We start from the raw sequence: 16,963 nt of genomic DNA on the forward strand, positions 1-16,963 counted from the left end.
AAGAGGTCATGATTTTGATAACGCTTCCTTACAACCCGTTGCTACAATGATTTCATGAAGTGAGATCATTAACCGGGGCGAATATACTCGGATTACGGGAGGAACTGTGCATGTCGTTTAAAGTAGCATTTATCGGGGCGGGCAGTATCGGATTTACACGGGGGTTGCTGCGGGATTTGCTCGCGGTACCGGAATTCAACAATATTGAGATTGCGTTCTGTGATATCAATCAGCACAATCTGGACATGGTTACCGAGCTGTGTCAGCGCGATATCCGCGAGAATGGACTGAATATTCAGATTCAGCCGACAACGGACCGGAGAGAAGCGCTCAAGGACGCGAAGTATGTACTGTGTACAATCCGTGTGGGCGGGTTGGAAGCTTTTGCAACCGATGTGGATATTCCGCTCAAATATGGGGTAGATCAATGTGTCGGCGATACGTTGTGTGCAGGTGGGATTATGTATGGCCAGCGTGGAATTGCCGAGATGCTCGACATCTGTAAAGATATTCGTGAGCAAAGTGCACCGGATGTGCTGCTCCTCAATTATTCCAACCCGATGGCTATGCTGACATGGGCCTGCAACAAGTATGGCGGTGTTCGCACGATTGGACTATGTCACGGGGTACAGCATGGGCATCACCAGATTGCGGAAGCGTTTGGATTGAAAATGAATGAAGTGGATATCGTATGTGCCGGAATTAATCATCAGACCTGGTACATCAAGGCATCCCATGAAGGGAAAGACCTTACAGGTGATTTGCTCGAAGCCTTCGAGAAACATCCAGAGTATAGCCGCACCGAGAAAGTGCGGATTGATATGCTGCGCCGATTTGGTTATTACAGTACGGAATCGAATGGTCACCTTAGCGAATATGTGCCTTGGTACCGCAAACGTCCAGAGGAGATCAAGGATTGGATTGATCTGGACAGCTGGATTAATGGCGAGACAGGTGGATATTTGCGTGTGTGTACAGAGGGCAGAAATTGGTTTGAGACAGATTTCCCGAACTGGATGAAGGATGAACCGATGCAGTTTGCCCCGGAAAAGCGAGGCGGAGAACATGGTTCCTACATTATAGAAGGATTGGAAACTGGGCGTGTATATCGTGGACACTTCAATACCGTCAATAACGGTGTGATCTCCAATCTGCCTGATGATGCGATTATCGAAGCACCGGGATATGTGGACCGTAATGGTATTTCGATGCCACATGTAGGCGACCTGCCACTCGGCCCGGCTGCCGTGTGTAATGTGAGCATTTCCGTTCAACGGCTTGCGGTTGAAGCTGCGGTACATGGTGACGATAAACTATTGCGTCAGGCGTTCATGATGGACCCACTCGTAGGTGCGGTATGTAATCCAAAAGAGATCTGGCAAATGGTTGACGAGATGCTGGTCGCCCAAGCCGAATGGTTGCCGCAATATGGTGATGCGATTGCCGCGGCAGAAGCAAGACTTGCTGCAGGCAACCTGATTCCTACGAAGGAATACGAAGGTGCTGCACGTCTCAAAGTGAAAACCGTTGAGGAGATGCAGCAGGATCGCGACGCCGCCAACAAAAATGCGGGTGAATCAGATAAAGGGAAAGATCGCGAGAAAGTGCAGCAATAGATAGAGGCAGGATGTACAACAACGAAATATAAACGGAATTTGAAAAATAAGAAAAACGAATAAGAAATAAAAAGAGTAGACAGGGCCCTCTCCAGTATGGAGGGGCCCTGTTTGGTTCTATTTTTTCTCAACGACATGAACCACAAACGTAAATGAAGTATCCCCCAGACTGATTTGTGAATCTTGAGGGGAAGACCAACGGACGAATGCTCCGTAATAATGTGTCCCTGGTTTCTTGGGAAGTTGGAAGGTCCCATCCGTTGAAGTAATGGGTTGATTGCGGTTGTCCACATATTCAGAAATACTTATCTCATCCGGGGGGATATCTATGCCCATGTCTATGGATAATTCCTCACCGACAAGAACTTGGACCGGACTTTTGTCTTCAAAATTTAGGCTAGCATAGTCAGCACACATACCTCCCCAGCAATAACTGCCCTGTATAGCTGGAATAGAGATGCCGCTTTCGCTCTGGATAGTTGGAGTAGGCAGTTTCTGAGGTAAGTTGGGTTCCGATTCCTGAGTCTGTTTTGATCCCATTTCGGTTTCCTTTGCATTTGTCGCTGGCGGTGAGGCAGTTCCGTTTGTACCATTACTTGGAGTAGGATTACAGCCAGATAATATTAGCAATGTTGTGAGGAACACGAGTAGAGTTATCGTTCTTATAGTAATGATAAATTTTATTTTAGCCACCTCCCTAATATCTTCCAGACGAAAAGCAAGAGAAGAATGTTGCTCATTGGAATGCAAATTTACCATGCGATACATATTACCTTTACAGACATAGTAATATGTCTTATAGTATACCCAGGATTGAAGAAAGTCGGTGAATTTGGCAGATGGATGAACAAGCGATTAACAGTGACCTAATTCGAGGCAACATTGACCCCATTATTCTGAGTGTACTTATACCGAAGGATAACTACGGCTATAGCATTATTAAGGAAATTTATCGCAAGAGTGGAGAACGGTTTGAATTAAAGGAACCGACGCTCTATTCCAGTCTGAAAAGGCTGGAGAAGAGTGGATATGTGGAATCCTACTGGGGGGAAGAGACCCAGGGAGGACGACGCAAATATTACCGGATTACAACGCAGGGGCAGGAAGCTTATACACAGCAAGTTCACGCTTGGCACGCAGCCAAAACATTGATTGACTGCATGATTATTTCCGGGGAAAAGGGAGATGAAAGGATATGACATTGGAAGATCGCATTACCCGCCATGTGAATCGTCTGTTCAATCATGCGCAGGATACATTGGCCAATCAGGAGTTAAAAGAAGAGATTCACAGTAATCTCGCTGCACGAATCGAAGATTATATGGAGCAGGGCATGGACGAGGAGCTGGCTTTTCAGACTGCCATTCAATATGTAACTGGTATGGATCAAATTATGAGTGATCATCGCAGGGTTCAACGCGTTCCTTATTGGACTGCGGTGTTGCAGTCTGCCTTGATCTATAGTCTTATCGCCTGGATCATTACCATTCCAATGAGAGTCATGGTCCAGGGCGCAACCATTAACAATTTGCTTATGATCATGAGTGTGATTGTTGGTGGAGCGTATGTATTTTACATGATGAAAAATAAAAATACTTCGACTGATCCAGAGGACACTGCCGTTATTCGTACACCTGTGTTCTTACAATGGACGCGCAGAGTGTGGTGGTTATGGGTAGGGCTCATCGTTGTGTTATGGGGTACACAGGCGGCGCTTCGATTTGGAAGCAACATCTGGTATAGCCGACCCATTCAGGTAGAGGGGCCCTATCAATTTACGGTAATTGCGATTGCTTTTGCCATACCTTTATTAAGTATTATTATTCCTTTGATCGTGCAGAGGGCGTATCGGATCGTGGGCAAGTATGAGGTAGGTGATGTCATATGACGGGAAAGAATAAATGGATTGTTGCATTGGTCATGCTCGGTATCTTTGGTGTTATTGTGGTTGAGGGCGTCGTTAATCCGAGAATAGAGGCGAAGCAGTCGCAGTATGAAGCAGAGCAGCAAGATCCGTTGACCCATGATTTTGTGGCATTAGCGAAATATCGCAGTGCTTATATGGGAGACTTCTCTAATCTCAGCCATTTGAATCAAGCCTTGCCTCTAAACGGCCAATTGAATGGGTATCAGTTGGTTCCAGAGACATTTACGGCTCAGATCAATTACAGGATGAATACCAGCGAGATGAAGCCCGAAGAGTTGGAACGAATACTTGTATATAACGCTGCTGCCAATTTTGTATGGATTGATAATTTGGAGCATGTGCTTTATTCATTTGAGGATGTTCAATATACTTTGAGCCGTGAGGCTGCCCAGCAATGGGCTGGAACAGAACTGAAGACGTTTCAGGAACCGGGGAGTGGGATGCATCGGTACGTAAGAAACTGGTAGAACCCATGCAAGTGAAAGCAGCTTTTTCACAAATTGTTGACAATTAAGCTGGTTCAAAGATAAGGAAAAGGTAAGAGGCTCGACTCTTCTCCTATGCTATGTTATTATAAGACTCTGATAACGTGGTAACGAACTAAAGCGTTTGGGTTTTGGTTATAGACATGGAGGGGTTAGAGAGATGAGAAAACAAGCGATATTTCTATTATTGATCAGCATATGCATGATTGTTGTTGCGGGATGTTCCAGCTCGGGAAGCAAAGATGAACATGCCATTATTGTGGGGATAGATGATAAATTTGCTCCAATGGGCTTCCGGGATGACAAGAATGAAATTGTTGGTTTTGATATTGATTATGCCAGAGCGGCAGCGGAGAAAATGGGTAAAGAAATTACGTTCCAGCCCATTGATTGGTCTTCCAAAGAATCGGAGCTGAACAGCGGCCGAATCGACCTGATCTGGAACGGGTACACGATTACGGATGAGCGGAAAGATAAAGTGCTGTTCACGAAGCCGTATCTGGAGAACAGCCAGGTTGCAGTTACACTCGCGGACTCACCGATTACGAAGCTGGATGAACTGGATGGCAAAAATGTAGGATTGCAGGCGCTGTCCTCTGCGGTCGATGCACTCGCGGCAAGTCCTCTGAAGGATAAAGTGAATACTTCCGAATTTAAGGATAATGTACTTGCCTTGACCGATCTGAAGACGAAACGTCTGGATGCCGTCATTATTGATGAAGTTGTTGCGAGATACTATATGTCCAAGGAAGAGGGAACCTTCAAGCTGTTGGATGAATCTCTTGCTCCCGAACAATATGGTATTGGTATAAAAAAAGGAAACGAAGAGCTGCTGAACCAGCTGCAAAAAGCACTCGATGAGCTGAATGCTGATGGAACGGCCGCGGAGATCTCAACCAAATGGTTGGGGGAAGCTAAAGTTCTGAAATAGATCGGTGTAGCACCTGACATATGAGTTGAAACAAAAATGACCCCGCATTTCTTAATGGAGCAATGTCTCCTGAGGAATGTGGGGTTAACAGATTAAAGGAGACATAATTATGAGTTGGGATTATATATCTACTATTCTGAAACCTATGCTGGAGGGGGCACAGACGACGATCTTTATGTTTTTGGTCGCAATTGTATTGTCCGTACCGCTCGGATTTGCGGTAACTCTGTTAATGAGGAGTCACATTAAACCCATGGCGTGGATTGCACATACTTACGTTTATGTGATGCGGGGAACACCACTGCTGCTGCAAGTATTCTTCTTTTGTTTCGGTCTTCCGTTGCTTCCGGTTATTGGGGAATATTTGGTGTTTGATCGGTTTGTCGCGGCAGCAATAGCCTTTATTCTGAACTATGCGGCGTATTTTGCCGAGATTTTCAGGGGCGGGCTGCTCTCGATTGATAAGGGACAACATGAAGCCGCACAGGTATTGGGTCTCAGCAAATGGCAGACGATGACCAAAGTCATCATCCCTCAGATGATCCGGGTGGTATTGCCGGCAACGGCGAATGAATCCATTACCTTAATTAAGGATACGGCTCTTCTCTATGCGGTGGCTGTACCTGAATTACTTTCCTACGCTCAAGGGGTGGTGAATAGAGATGCTACGTTGTTCCCTTTTTTCCTAGCAGCGATCATGTATCTGTTGATGACACTGGTGCTTACGTTGTTGTTCAAAGCATTGGAGAAGCGGTTTTCATTTAAATAAATTAAATCTAAACAATCAAAGGACTGTCTGCATATGAAACATATTATAGAAGTGAATCAATTAAGAAAATCATTCGGTACACTTGATGTGCTGAAGCAGGTATCGTTCAACGTGGAGCCGGGTGAAGTCATTGCCGTAATCGGACCTTCGGGTTCGGGTAAAAGTACGATGCTGCGCAGCCTGATTCATCTTGAGGATATTTCGGGTGGCACCATTCGTATTCAAGGCCAGGCGCTGGCTGAGAACGGATCGTATGCAGGTGCCGAGGATATCCGGAAGATTACGGATCGCATGGGCATGGTTTTTCAGCATTTCAACCTGTTTCCGCATCTGACGGTACTGGCGAACCTGGAACTGGCACCGAAGACGTTGAAAAAAGAAAGCGCGGCGTTTATCCGGCAGCGCAGTCTGGAATTGCTCGGTAAAGTAGGGCTGTCCGACAAGGCGGATGCTTATCCCGGCAACTTGTCGGGTGGACAGAAACAGCGCGTAGCGATTGCACGCGCACTTATGATGCAGCCAGACATTCTGCTGTTCGACGAGCCGACCTCGGCACTCGATCCAGAGCTGACCGGAGAAGTGCTGCGTGTCATCAAGCAGTTGGCACAGGAGAATATGACGATGATGATCGTCACCCATGAGATGAGCTTTGCCCGCGATGTCGCGGATCGCGTCTTCTTCATGGATAACGGCGAAATCGCCGAGTCGGGTCCACCGGAGCAGATCTTCGGCAATGCCAAGATGGAGCGCACGCGTACGTTTTTGCAGCGGGTGGAAGTAGAAGGGTAAGCAAACATAGAAATTTTTAAAATACGTGATGTTACATTCAAATGTAGCATCACGTATTTTTTTGACTAAGTTTCATTCAAGAGATGTAGCCGTCAAATAGCCGATCTCTTTCTGAGGAACGGATGAAAGAAAACTCATACGCGATATTTCATTCCATACCTTTTGTCATGATATTTTGGACTATAAACAGCATGAAGTTATATCCAGACTCCATGACAGCGATCAGCTTATACGTCATGTTCGGAGTTTTTTTAATTGTTTCTGAGCTCCTCGCTATGTACGGTCTCTTGATTCTTAAAAAAATGATTTAAGAAGCAGAGTACATTTTGCTTGTAGCAACAAAGAAAAAGCTTCCTCCATTTAGCAATACGAAGTTTAGGTGTAACTGGACAGTCTGCATTTAAGTTGAATTGAAAGTGCAGAAGGGGGTTCTATGAATAGTTTAATAGAATTAGGTATAAAGTTTAGTAGGGTTTTTAGTAAAAGTAGGTGCTACTCCTACTTAATTCATTAACTGAAACTAATTTTTGGTTTATATTTCCTAATTAAATAGGAAAAAGGATGTGTTTATAGTATTAAAAACCATAATTTGTTATTTATTATTATTATTTGTGTTATCATTATAAATATTAAATAAAAGGAGGAATATTATGAGATTTAATTCTTTAATGAAACTGAGTATGACTTCTATTTTTTTGATTAGTTCTTTTGCTTTCGGATCGTCTACTTCGGCTTTACCGAGTGATGTTACCTATGATGAGAAACAGTATGAGGTAGTCAAGAGCTACTCTAAAGAATACAAAGAAACGATTCAAGTTGATGAGTATGATAAACCTAGTCAATTCATTAATAGCATTGTTTCTCTAGGAGAAGTTAAGCTAACTGATACAGAAAATGGTAAAACTACTCTTGGTAAGTTAGAAGAAGTAGGAATTCAGAAACTCTATGATCTTGTAGATAAGCAGACCGGTGAAGCAGCTACTCACTATAAAGCAGAAATTTTGGCTTCAACTGAGAATCAAGCAAGTGAAAATGGATCGGATAAAGCTGGAGGATTAATTTTTTATGAAACAATCTATTATACAGCAACAACAAATGTTGCAGATTATATAAGTATTAATAAAATTGATTATAGATTTGAAAAGCAAGATCCGCAATATACAATATCTCAGAAAAAAATGGAAATTAGCCAGAGAGGCGCAGGTATTGATGATAATAAATATAAGGATCAGTTTAAAACCGTTGATCTAAACGACTCGGGAACGATTTTACCTAGAACATATGGCTGGGTCGCTACACGCTTTGATCATCAGTTAACAAGGATAGGAACTAAAACAACGGCTTCGATTAAAAGAGGACAAAGTTCGTGGGAGTTCTCGTTCAGTATGAATCCAAGATAAACATTAAAATAAGATTTTAATTAAAAGGTGGGAGTTATACTTTGAGAAAATTAAAAATCATGAAATTTCTAATGTCTTCATTATTAATGCTTATGTCGTTTGGCGTTACCTCAGTTTCCGCTCAGGAAGAAAATTTTCCGTTTGATGTGGAAAAATATAAGGTTAAAAAAAGTTATGTTGACATCCACCAAAATGGCGTTTTAAACCAAGGGAGTGTACAGTCAAGTGCCCTTTTGGATGATGGTTCTCAATTAGAAATAGCTATGACGAATAATATAACGGGAGAGAGAAATCTTGGATCTATTGAGGAAATACAGACTCAAAAACTCTATGATCTTATAGATAAAGAAACTGGAGAGGAAGTAACCCAGTACAAAACTGAAATTAGAGCAACGTCAGAGCATCAAACAAGTGGTAATGAATCTGACTCGAACAACGGTATGGTTTTTTATGAGACAATTTACTATACTGTCACATTAGATAACCCTGGGTTCAGTTATATAAATATAAATAAAATTGACTATCGATTTGAAATAAAAGATTCATTATACAAAGTAACTGAGAAAAAAATGGAGATTCATCAAAATGGTATGGGAATTAGTGGGAAAGTGGTAAATAATCAAACTAAGATTATAAATCTAGATAATTCTGGAACTATTCTTCCGAGGAACTATGGATGGACTTCCGTAAATGTCCCTTCTCCGGGTGGGAGAGTTGGTTCAAAAACTACAGCAAAAATTGAAGTGAAAGGATCTTTGTGGGATTTTTCATTTTCCATGAATCCGAGATAAAATATTTAAGTTTCATTTGAAAGAAAACAGCATTCTCATATTCTAAAAATGAATAAATTACAACAAGAAAACCAAGGTTAAATAGGGCGCCTCCCTATTAGACCTTGGTTTTCTTTAAAAAGACTTTTTTAAAATTACGTCTAAATTGCTATCTCGTCAGTTAGTTCCTGTAGCTTATTTGTTCGATGCATCATGAAATAGGTAAAGGTAGCCGCCAGACCAATCACTGCAAAGATGCACAGAATACCGATCTGATCCCATGCCACACTGAACTGTCCACTCGAAATAACAGCTTTATACCCGGTTACTGAATAGGTCATTGGCAGCCATGGATTGAAACCTTTCAGCCAATTCGGAATGAGCTCCAACGGGAATGTACCCGCACTGGTGGTCAATTGGAAGATTAACATGAGGATCGCCAGGAAGCGGCCGGGATTCTCCAACCAAGTAACGAGAGCCTGAATGATATACATGAAGGTCAGGCTGGTAACGAAACTGAATAAAAGGAACAAAGGCACGCTTTGAACTTCCAGGCCCAAGCCGGACAAGACAAGCCAGGAAGCGAGCAGGGATTGCACGGCACTCATGATTGTGAAAGCCAGCGTTCTGCTCACAAAACGATTCCAGCCACTTGCATCGGTAACCGAGCTGCTGCGTGTTGGTACAACCAGCGTTGCAATCAATGCCCCTACAAACAGCCCCAGTGATAGGAAGTATGGCGAGAATCCTGTACCATAGTTGGGTACTTCGTTATGTTTATGTTCATCCACCTGAACGGGCTCTGCATACATCGTTACAAGTTCATCCGTTTTTTTCACACTACCCGTTTGATCGGCGGCATCACTCAGTTTGGTGGCAAGCTCACCAGAGCCGTCGGTCAATTTGGCGGTACCTTCTTTTAAATCTCCTGCGCCATCATCCAGCTTGCGGGAACCGTCTGCAATGGTGGTGATTCCGTCTGAAAGTTGGTCCAAGCCATCAACCAGTTTCCCTGCACCTGCGTTTAATTGACTCGAACCCTCTGAAAGTTTGGCTCCGCCAGCGGCAGCCTCAGACAACTTGGAGTTGAACTGCTGGAGGCCAGTCGCAAGCTGCACCTGTCCAGCGGACAATTGCGTTGCTCCTTCTAAAAGCTGCTGCTCACCCTGCACTAACTGGCTGCTGCCTTGATGCAGCTGCTGTTGAGCAGCTTGCAGGGTTTTGCTGCCTTCGAGCAATTGCTGTCCACCTTGATATACCTGTTCGCTACCAGCGGCAACAGCCTGGCTTGCTGCCAGCAACTGCTGTACAGCCGGGTTAGCAGCTAACTCTGGACTGGCCTCAGCTAATTGGGCAAGACCTTGTGCAACGGCCTTGGCACCTTCACTTACTTTGCCACTGCCTCCGACTGAAGTCTGCAATCCCGCGGTCAGCTTGGCACTGCCTTCCTCAGTTGCTGCCAGTCCGACATCCAATTGGGCTGCTCCTTCCTGAGCGGATTGAATACCAGCCTGTAACTTTTTGCCGCCAGCTTCAGCCTGTGCTGCTCCGTCACCGAGCTTCGTACCTGCTGCCGCCAATTGGGACAAACCATTGGAAAGGGAGCTGGCTCCCGTATGAAGCTCACCAATACCCTGAGCTAAGGTGTTCGTGCCTTCTTTTAACGGGGTAATGCCTGTTTCGAGTTTGTCGGTTCCATCGGCCAGTTTGGACAGGTTTTCTTTCAGCTTGGAGGCACCTTCATCCAGCTTAACCGCACCCTCGTTAATCTGACCTGCGCCATCTCCGGCATCCGCCAAACCGCTAGAGATTTTCTCTATTTGATCCAGCAGGGTTTCCGTATACGATTCCGTCACTTTGGCTGAAACTTTGGATTTGATCTGTTTGACCGCTGTCCCGCCAATCTGACCCGCAAGGAAGTTGTAGCCTTCATTGGGTTCATAGATCAGCTCTGCCGGTTGTGGATGGTCATCCATCAGAGTGGTTGCTTTCTCGGAAAAATCCTCCGGAATAACAATCGTCATATAATACGTGTTGTCTTCCATGCCTTTCTCGGCTTCTTCTCGGGTCACAAATTGCCAGTTGAAGTCATCACTTTTTTTCAATTCATCGACCAGATTCTGTCCGACTTCCAGCGACTTGTCATTGTAGGTTGCCCCCTGATCCGTGTTGACCACGGCGACAGGCAGTTCATTCATTTTGCCGTAAGGGTCCCAGAATGCATTGAGAAACAGACCGCTATACAGTACCGGAATGAACAGCACCACGAGAATCGGAATAAATACTTTGGGTTTCTTGAAGGCGGATTTCAAATCCTGCCCAAATACAGTGAATGATTTCATCATGTTCTCTCCCCATCATTACGCTACTCTGTTGCTATATCTATCTCTAATCGATAAAGGATTCAGCCGCACATCTTTCTTTATGTAGGGGATAATCCACTTTTGAGAAAGAGGCCCACGAAATCCTTGATCTGATCCTTGTGCAGCGAAGGATGCGCTTTGTTCCAATCGGAAGTTAAGGTGACATACAGCTTCAGCAGGACAAAAGAGACCAGTCTGGGATCGTCCTCGCGAATCTGCTGTAGTTCCATGGCGCGCTGAACTTGGCGTTCCAGATATTCGAGAATGGCGGTCTCTACTTTCTGCAAACCTTCCTTCGCCTGAGGCGTGCCGAACTCGTTCACCTCCTGAAACAGCTTAATCAACAGCTCATGTTCCTCTCTATACTCCAGCAAAGCGTCCATGCTCTGGTGTACGTTCTCAAGAAATGGTTTGTCGTCTTGAACAGTTTGTTCCGTAATCCGCTTCATATCAGCAATGATCGAGTGGAGGATCTCTCCGAACAGTTCTTCCTTATTCTCGAAAAAAGTATAGATCGTACCTTTCCCCACGTTGGCCAGTCTCGCAACTTGCTCCATTGTGGTGGCTTTGTATCCAAACAGCGCGAACGATTTCTCAGCAGAGTCAATGACCTGCTGCCTTCGATCGATTGTTTTCATGGCAAATACACCTCCTTGTTGCATGAGTTGACCAGATTACTTATTCGGTCAATTGGTCGTAAACAAATGTATCATTGAATGGGGAGGGAGGAAGTGATGTTTGTCATAAGCCCATCCGAAATATTAGCTTCCCACCATAATCCCCACCTAAAGAAAACACAAGTGAACGAAAAGACAGTCCATTGTTGCCCTTCCGCAGGAACGCTAAGATGAAGTTGTTAAAGCGTTTACATTATATGGTGAAGGGAGCTTAACTCGGATGCCAGAAATTACGATCAGGCTGTATGAAGGCAGGACGGATGAGCAAAAGCAGGAGATAGTGGAGGTGTTCACACGCGAGCTCTCGCGTATTATCGACCGTGAACCGGATTACATTTCCGTTGAATTCAATGAAATCCCATGGGACGAGAACGTTCCTGATAATTTGAAAGCCATGCAATCACAGAAGCAGGGAGGAGAGAAGACGTGAAGCCGGCGGACATCGCGCCGCCAAGCCGGGGAACAGCTAGACTTAACTCGTCTGGTCTGGGCTCTCGGCTCGGAGATGCGGGGCGTTATCTGTGGCGATACCGGATACTATATCTACTCTCAGTACCGGGCATCCTGTATTTTTTCCTCTTCAAATATGTGCCCCTGTTCGGTTCGGTCATTGCTTTTCAGAACTACAACATCTTCAAAGGCATCACCGGAAGTGATTGGGTAGGTCTGGAGCATTTCCAGAAGATGTTCAGCCATTATGATTTTTTGCGAATTCTCAATAACACGCTCCTGCTCGGACTATATGATCTGGTGATTGCATTTCCAGTACCGATCTTACTGGCAATTCTGCTGAATGAAGTGCGGATGATTGTGTTTAAGCGTTTGCTGCAAACGATTGTATACATGCCTCACTTTCTGTCCTGGGTCGTCATTAGTGGTATCTTCATGGGTATTTTCTCGATGGATGCCGGGGTGGTGAACAAGGCACTTGGATTTCTGGGCATGCAACCAATCTACTTTCTTGGAGAAGACTCGTACATTCGTTCCATTCTGATCGGTTCGGGGATCTGGCGCGACTCCGGGTACGGCACGATTATTTTCCTGGCTGCCATTGCGGGGATCAATCCCGATCTGTATGAGGCGGCAGAGGTGGATGGAGCCGGACGTTTGAAGCAAATATGGTCGATTACCCTGCCATCATTACTGCCGACGATTATGATCCTGCTGCTGCTGCACATCGGGAAGTTCCTTGATCTGGGCTTTGAGCGTGTGTTCGTATTCCTGAATCCGCTCAATCTGGAATCTGGAGAAATTCTCGATACGTATATCTACAAAGCCGGACTTCTCTCACAGCAATACAGCTACACAACAGCCATCGGGTTGTTTAAGTCGGTCGTGGGTTTGATGCTTATTCTCATCGGTAATTTCTTCAGCAAAAAAACAACCGGCGAAAGCCTGTATTAGGAGGCGAGATAGATGCGTACCCCCAGTGTCCGTTACCGTATATTCCGCATTGGCAATCTCGTTTTTCTTACGCTGCTCTCGCTGACGATGATTCTGCCTTTCATTAATGTGCTGGCTCAATCTCTTAGCAGCTCGGAAGCGATCATGGGCGGAAAGGTCAGCTTCTGGCCTGTTGCTTTTACCTGGATCAATTATGAATATGTATTCGGCGATGCTTCGTTCTGGCGGGCATTTGCGGTATCGGTTGGGGTGACGCTGTTCGGGACGCTGGTCAATCTCGCTGCAACGGCATCGCTGGCCTATCCCGTTTCCCGTCCGGAGTACAAGGGGCGCTCCCTGGTCGTCATGTTTGTCCTGGTGACCGTTGTATTCTCGGCGCCGCTCATTCCGAACTTTATCCTGATGAAGGAACTGGATCTGGTCAACAATCCGCTAGTTCTGATTGTGCCAGGAGCGATTAATGCCTTTAACTTTTTCGTCATGCGCTCGTTCTTCGCACAGCTGCCGGGTGAACTGATCGACGCTGCCCGCATCGATGGCTGTGGGGAATTCGGTATCATCTGGCGTATCGTCATTCCATTGTCCAAACCGGCCATGGCATCACTCGGCATTTTCTATGCGGTAGGCCACTGGAATGCCTATTCCACCGCGCTTTATTATCTGAATGATCCGGCCTGGTGGCCGATCCAGGTAACACTCAAGAAGCTGTTTGAGAGTGACGATATTTCCGTCGATCCGGGTTCTGCCGTCTATAGCACTCTTGCACATACATCGCCGGAAGGCATCAAAATGGCAACCATCATCATCGCCACCTTGCCGATCATTATCATCTACCCTTTCTTGCAAAAGCATTTTGTAAAAGGAATCATGGTTGGCTCCGTCAAATCTTAAGTACAAGAAGCATACAGATCTGACGGAAACGGGGGAATGGCGATGTTCAGGATCTTGATTACGGACGATGAACCGATGATTCGGATGGGTCTGGCGAAGATGATTAAGCAAGCGGGACTGTTCGACTGTGAGATACGTCAGGCAGCGCATGGGGAAGAAGCCCTTCAGGTGGTAGAGGCCTTTCGGCCACACATCCTGTTTACGGATATCCGCATGCCGACGATGGATGGTATTGAGCTGTGCCGACGTTTATCCGAGCAAGGAAGTACGATGCGCATTATTGTGGTCTCCGGTTATTCGGACTTTGAATATGCAAGAGCCTGTATGGATTATGGGGTAAAGCGATATCTGCTGAAGCCTGTGGGACGACAGGAGCTTCATGAACTGCTGCTCAAATTGCTGGCAACCGAAGAGGAGAAACCTACGGTTTCCCTTGTACCCGTGAGGGAGCTAAATGATTGGGCGATGCGTCTGGAAGAGGCCATATGGGAGTTACGGCAGTCCGATGTGACGGAGCTGCTCGCAGCATGGTCTGGTCGGTATCCGGCATATTCCTTGATGCCTGAGCAGACAGCGGAGCTTTTTCAGGAATTACTGGAATTGATTGTGGCCCGAATGAATGCACGTGGTAACGGAACGATGAGTACGTCCTGCGAGATAAATGAAAGCGCTTCCTCAAAAGAGTGTTTCGAGGCTCTGGGCAACGAGATCCACACGTTAATGAAGACAATCAAGGAAAAGCGTAGTGGCAAGCGCAAGCATCCGGTGGAAGAGGCAAAAGCCTATCTGGAGAAGCATTTGCGTCGCGAAGTGTCGCTGGATGAGATTGCTGCCAAGCTGGGGCTTAATCCGTCCTACTTTAGCCAGCTGTTCAAGCAGACGACAGGCCAGACCTTTATCCAATACCGGATACGCAGCAAAATGGAACTGGCCAAACGCATGCTGGAACAGCCGGGCAACCGGATTACGGATATTTCCTACGAAGTGGGGTATGCGGATCATCCCCATTTTACGAAGACATTCAAGAAAATTACCGGACTGACACCGTCCGAATACCGCAGCAAATTGGGCATTGAATGATGAAGCGCAGCCTGTCCATCCGCCTGTTCTTTCATTTTGCCGTCGTGATTACGTTGTCCCTGTCCGCCATTGGCTTGTTTACCTATACCTATGCCTCGACTGAAATGAACGACCAGCTCGCGGACAACATCGCTCAAACGATGCGCAATACGGCATACCAGACCGATCTGTATTTGCAAAATTATGATCGTGCGACCTACTCCATCCTCTCGAACGGAAGTGTGAAGCATTTTCTCGATATGAATTCGGAGGACAGTTATGCCTATTACGAGTACAGCCGTCAGATTAAGACGAACGTGTTCCCGCCTGTTTTTATGTTATACCCACAGATCAAGTTCCTGTATGTTATCGGGGATAACGGGCGTGTTGTGATTGATGACAACCAGAATTCAGCAGGCATACCGGATATCGACGCGGCACAGCAATATAAGGAGTTGCTGTCTGCAACCCCTGCAAATGGCGAATCGACATTGCTTACCCGCAGTATTCGTAGTGGACAGAGTGCCAATGTGATTACGATCGCGCGCCGGATCAGAGGGGTGTCCTCCTATACGCCTAACGGAGTACTGGCGATGGAAGTGAATGTACTGGAGCTTGACAAAATATGGGGAGAACTCGACCTCGGGCAAGGTGGGTATCAGTATGTGATGGATCAGAATGGAACTGTAATCTACACACCTGGGGACGAAGAGGCGCAGACAGCGATGCCGTCCAACACTGTGAACAGGCTTATGCACATGGAGGCAGGATCACTGGAACAGAACACGGATGGCACCAAACGGCTGCTCATATCGGAGCTTTCTGCATATTCGGGATGGCGCTTTGTCGCTTCTGTACCGCTGGCGGAGCTGCAAAGACCGATTGCAACGATCCGTTCGGCCACATTATGGGTTGGTGCAGGGACCTTGCTCGCCGCGCTTGTCGTGGCCTACCGGATTGGAGCATCTCAAGTGGAACCTATTCGTGTGCTGATGAACGGAATGAGACAGACGGAGAAGGGAATCTGGAACAAGGTGGAGATGAAGGAAAGGCGCGATGAAATTGGTGTGCTGATCCGCAGCTATAATCTGATGGTCAGCCGCCTGTCGGACATGATTGAGAGTGTATACGAGTCGGAGCTGCGCCGCCAGAAGTCGGAAATCGAGCTTCAGCAGGAGGCGCTGGAACGGCACCGTGCGGAATTTCAGGCGCTTCAGTTGCAGATCAATCCGCATTTTCTCTACAACACCCTGGAAACGATCAAATGTTATGCCGTCGTACAGGACTCCGAAGAAATTGCACAGATGGTGGAATCCATGGCTCATATGCTCCGTTATTCCATTCAGACCAATCTGGAGGAAATTACGGTTGCTAATGAGTTGAAGCATGTGCTGGCCTACCTTTCCATTATGAAACATCGCATGGATCGGGAGCTTGAAGTTGAGGTTGTCATTGCACCGGATTTGTTGTTAGAAAAAATGGTTCGACTCACCCTTCAGCCACTGGTGGAAAATGTGTTACAACATGCATTTCCGCGAGGCATGGAGCCCGGTCACTTTATCCGCATTGATGCTCGGCGCCTGGAAGATCGCTTTCTTGTCATCGTCCAGGATAACGGCATGGGCATGAGCGAGGAACGCCTGGAGAAGCTGCGTCGCCGTCTGGAATTGAATCGTCTGGCAGGCGAAGATTCCGATGATGTTTACCATCGCGGGGGCATCGGACTCATGAATGTCCATCGCCGGATTCAGCTGGTATTTGGAGAAACGTATGGCTTGATGATTGAGAGTGAGCGAGGCTTGGGAACGACCATTACGATGGCGCTTCCAGCGGATCAGCATAGCAAGCGGATTTAATTGAACCTATAACAGGGAGGAAGATA

The 16,963-nt window shown here is 46.2% G+C and carries 17 protein-coding genes; 14 read left to right on the forward strand and 3 right to left on the reverse strand.

Features of this window, described 5'->3' with window-relative positions; genetic code table 11:
- Nucleotides 1-110 precede the first annotated feature (110 nt).
- Nucleotides 111-1,616 (forward strand): alpha-glucosidase/alpha-galactosidase, encoded by a 1,506-nt coding sequence (locus tag AC3ITG_RS05230; RefSeq protein WP_113054582.1) that lies wholly within the window; start codon nt 111-113, stop codon nt 1,614-1,616.
- A 117-nt stretch (nt 1,617-1,733) separates the two neighbouring features.
- Here AC3ITG_RS05230 and AC3ITG_RS05235 read toward each other — a convergent pair whose 3' ends face one another.
- Nucleotides 1,734-2,375: a hypothetical protein gene (locus AC3ITG_RS05235; protein ID WP_489253037.1), complete on the reverse strand. Its 642-nt coding sequence runs from the start codon at nt 2,373-2,375 to the stop codon at nt 1,734-1,736.
- 80 nt (nt 2,376-2,455) lie between these two features.
- Here AC3ITG_RS05235 and AC3ITG_RS05240 point away from each other — a divergent pair, with 80 nt between their 5' ends.
- The 8 genes from AC3ITG_RS05240 to AC3ITG_RS05275 all read left to right on the forward strand — a co-directional run bounded on the left by AC3ITG_RS05240 (nt 2,456) and on the right by AC3ITG_RS05275 (nt 8,708).
- Complete coding sequence (locus tag AC3ITG_RS05240) at nt 2,456-2,815, forward strand: PadR family transcriptional regulator (RefSeq protein ID WP_454226466.1); 360 nt, start codon at nt 2,456-2,458, stop codon at nt 2,813-2,815.
- Entirely contained in the window at nt 2,812-3,504 is a 693-nt protein-coding gene (locus AC3ITG_RS05245) for a permease prefix domain 1-containing protein (protein ID WP_489253038.1), read from the forward strand. Before AC3ITG_RS05240 ends, AC3ITG_RS05245 begins: the two co-directional genes overlap by 4 nt.
- On the forward strand, nt 3,501-4,010 hold the full coding sequence (locus AC3ITG_RS05250) for a DUF4825 domain-containing protein (RefSeq protein ID WP_489253039.1): 510 nt from the start codon (nt 3,501-3,503) through the stop codon (nt 4,008-4,010). The genes AC3ITG_RS05245 and AC3ITG_RS05250 overlap by 4 nt, the downstream gene beginning before the upstream one ends.
- 178 nt (nt 4,011-4,188) lie before the next feature.
- Nucleotides 4,189-4,959 (forward strand): amino acid ABC transporter substrate-binding protein, encoded by a 771-nt coding sequence (locus AC3ITG_RS05255; RefSeq protein WP_489253040.1) that lies wholly within the window; start codon nt 4,189-4,191, stop codon nt 4,957-4,959.
- A gap of 109 nt (nt 4,960-5,068) precedes the next feature.
- Complete coding sequence (locus AC3ITG_RS05260; RefSeq protein ID WP_489253041.1) at nt 5,069-5,728, forward strand: amino acid ABC transporter permease; 660 nt, start codon at nt 5,069-5,071, stop codon at nt 5,726-5,728.
- A gap of 33 nt (nt 5,729-5,761) precedes the next feature.
- Complete coding sequence (locus AC3ITG_RS05265; RefSeq protein ID WP_489253042.1) at nt 5,762-6,517, forward strand: amino acid ABC transporter ATP-binding protein; 756 nt, start codon at nt 5,762-5,764, stop codon at nt 6,515-6,517.
- A 650-nt stretch (nt 6,518-7,167) separates the two neighbouring features.
- Entirely contained in the window at nt 7,168-7,917 is a 750-nt protein-coding gene (locus AC3ITG_RS05270) for a hypothetical protein (protein WP_489253043.1), read from the forward strand.
- Nucleotides 7,918-7,958: 41 nt separating this feature from the next.
- The gene (locus tag AC3ITG_RS05275) at nt 7,959-8,708 is read left to right on the forward strand and encodes a hypothetical protein (RefSeq protein WP_489253044.1); all 750 of its coding nucleotides are present in this window, start codon (nt 7,959-7,961) and stop codon (nt 8,706-8,708) included.
- 140 nt (nt 8,709-8,848) lie between these two features.
- Here AC3ITG_RS05275 and AC3ITG_RS05280 read toward each other — a convergent pair whose 3' ends face one another.
- Nucleotides 8,849-11,029, reverse strand: a complete 2,181-nt coding sequence (locus tag AC3ITG_RS05280; RefSeq protein WP_489254414.1) for a YhgE/Pip family protein — start codon at nt 11,027-11,029, stop codon at nt 8,849-8,851.
- A gap of 80 nt (nt 11,030-11,109) precedes the next feature.
- The gene (locus tag AC3ITG_RS05285) at nt 11,110-11,688 is read right to left on the reverse strand and encodes a TetR/AcrR family transcriptional regulator (RefSeq protein ID WP_465115487.1); all 579 of its coding nucleotides are present in this window, start codon (nt 11,686-11,688) and stop codon (nt 11,110-11,112) included.
- 259 nt (nt 11,689-11,947) lie between these two features.
- On the opposite strand from AC3ITG_RS05285, the gene AC3ITG_RS05290 reads away from it, so the two are divergent.
- The 5 genes from AC3ITG_RS05290 to AC3ITG_RS05310 are packed head-to-tail and all read left to right on the forward strand — an operon-like array spanning nt 11,948 to nt 16,937.
- On the forward strand, nt 11,948-12,157 hold the full coding sequence (locus AC3ITG_RS05290; protein ID WP_063567830.1) for a tautomerase family protein: 210 nt from the start codon (nt 11,948-11,950) through the stop codon (nt 12,155-12,157).
- Between the two features lie 56 nt (nt 12,158-12,213).
- Nucleotides 12,214-13,131: an ABC transporter permease gene (locus tag AC3ITG_RS05295; protein WP_413379455.1), complete on the forward strand. Its 918-nt coding sequence runs from the start codon at nt 12,214-12,216 to the stop codon at nt 13,129-13,131.
- A 12-nt stretch (nt 13,132-13,143) separates the two neighbouring features.
- Nucleotides 13,144-14,022, forward strand: a complete 879-nt coding sequence (locus AC3ITG_RS05300; RefSeq protein WP_489253045.1) for a carbohydrate ABC transporter permease — start codon at nt 13,144-13,146, stop codon at nt 14,020-14,022.
- Between the two features lie 42 nt (nt 14,023-14,064).
- Nucleotides 14,065-15,102, forward strand: coding sequence for a response regulator transcription factor (locus AC3ITG_RS05305; RefSeq protein ID WP_413375706.1), 1,038 nt, complete (start codon nt 14,065-14,067; stop codon nt 15,100-15,102).
- Nucleotides 15,099-16,937 (forward strand): cache domain-containing sensor histidine kinase, encoded by a 1,839-nt coding sequence (locus AC3ITG_RS05310; RefSeq protein WP_489253046.1) that lies wholly within the window; start codon nt 15,099-15,101, stop codon nt 16,935-16,937. Before AC3ITG_RS05305 ends, AC3ITG_RS05310 begins: the two co-directional genes overlap by 4 nt.
- Nucleotides 16,938-16,963: the final 26 nt, after the last annotated feature.

The sequence above is a fragment of the Paenibacillus sp. GL_099_B genome (assembly GCF_057835695.1).

Bases quoted from the DNA above. Each gene is read 5' to 3' on its own strand.
- AC3ITG_RS05285 (WP_465115487.1), bottom strand. From the start codon at position 11,688: ATGAAAACAATCGATCGAAGGCAGCAGGTCATTGACTCTGCTGAGAAA.
- AC3ITG_RS05235 (WP_489253037.1), bottom strand. From the start codon at position 2,375: ATGGTAAATTTGCATTCCAATGAGCAACATTCTTCTCTTGCTTTTCGT.
- AC3ITG_RS05250 (WP_489253039.1), top strand. From the start codon at position 3,501: ATGACGGGAAAGAATAAATGGATTGTTGCATTGGTCATGCTCGGTATC.
- AC3ITG_RS05290 (WP_063567830.1), top strand. From the start codon at position 11,948: ATGCCAGAAATTACGATCAGGCTGTATGAAGGCAGGACGGATGAGCAA.
- AC3ITG_RS05230 (WP_113054582.1), top strand. From the start codon at position 111: ATGTCGTTTAAAGTAGCATTTATCGGGGCGGGCAGTATCGGATTTACA.
- AC3ITG_RS05265 (WP_489253042.1), top strand. From the start codon at position 5,762: ATGAAACATATTATAGAAGTGAATCAATTAAGAAAATCATTCGGTACA.
- AC3ITG_RS05305 (WP_413375706.1), top strand. From the start codon at position 14,065: ATGTTCAGGATCTTGATTACGGACGATGAACCGATGATTCGGATGGGT.
- AC3ITG_RS05255 (WP_489253040.1), top strand. From the start codon at position 4,189: ATGAGAAAACAAGCGATATTTCTATTATTGATCAGCATATGCATGATT.
- AC3ITG_RS05310 (WP_489253046.1), top strand. From the start codon at position 15,099: ATGATGAAGCGCAGCCTGTCCATCCGCCTGTTCTTTCATTTTGCCGTC.
- AC3ITG_RS05260 (WP_489253041.1), top strand. From the start codon at position 5,069: ATGAGTTGGGATTATATATCTACTATTCTGAAACCTATGCTGGAGGGG.
- AC3ITG_RS05300 (WP_489253045.1), top strand. From the start codon at position 13,144: ATGCGTACCCCCAGTGTCCGTTACCGTATATTCCGCATTGGCAATCTC.
- AC3ITG_RS05280 (WP_489254414.1), bottom strand. From the start codon at position 11,029: ATGAAATCATTCACTGTATTTGGGCAGGATTTGAAATCCGCCTTCAAG.
- AC3ITG_RS05245 (WP_489253038.1), top strand. From the start codon at position 2,812: ATGACATTGGAAGATCGCATTACCCGCCATGTGAATCGTCTGTTCAAT.
- AC3ITG_RS05240 (WP_454226466.1), top strand. From the start codon at position 2,456: ATGGATGAACAAGCGATTAACAGTGACCTAATTCGAGGCAACATTGAC.
- AC3ITG_RS05270 (WP_489253043.1), top strand. From the start codon at position 7,168: ATGAGATTTAATTCTTTAATGAAACTGAGTATGACTTCTATTTTTTTG.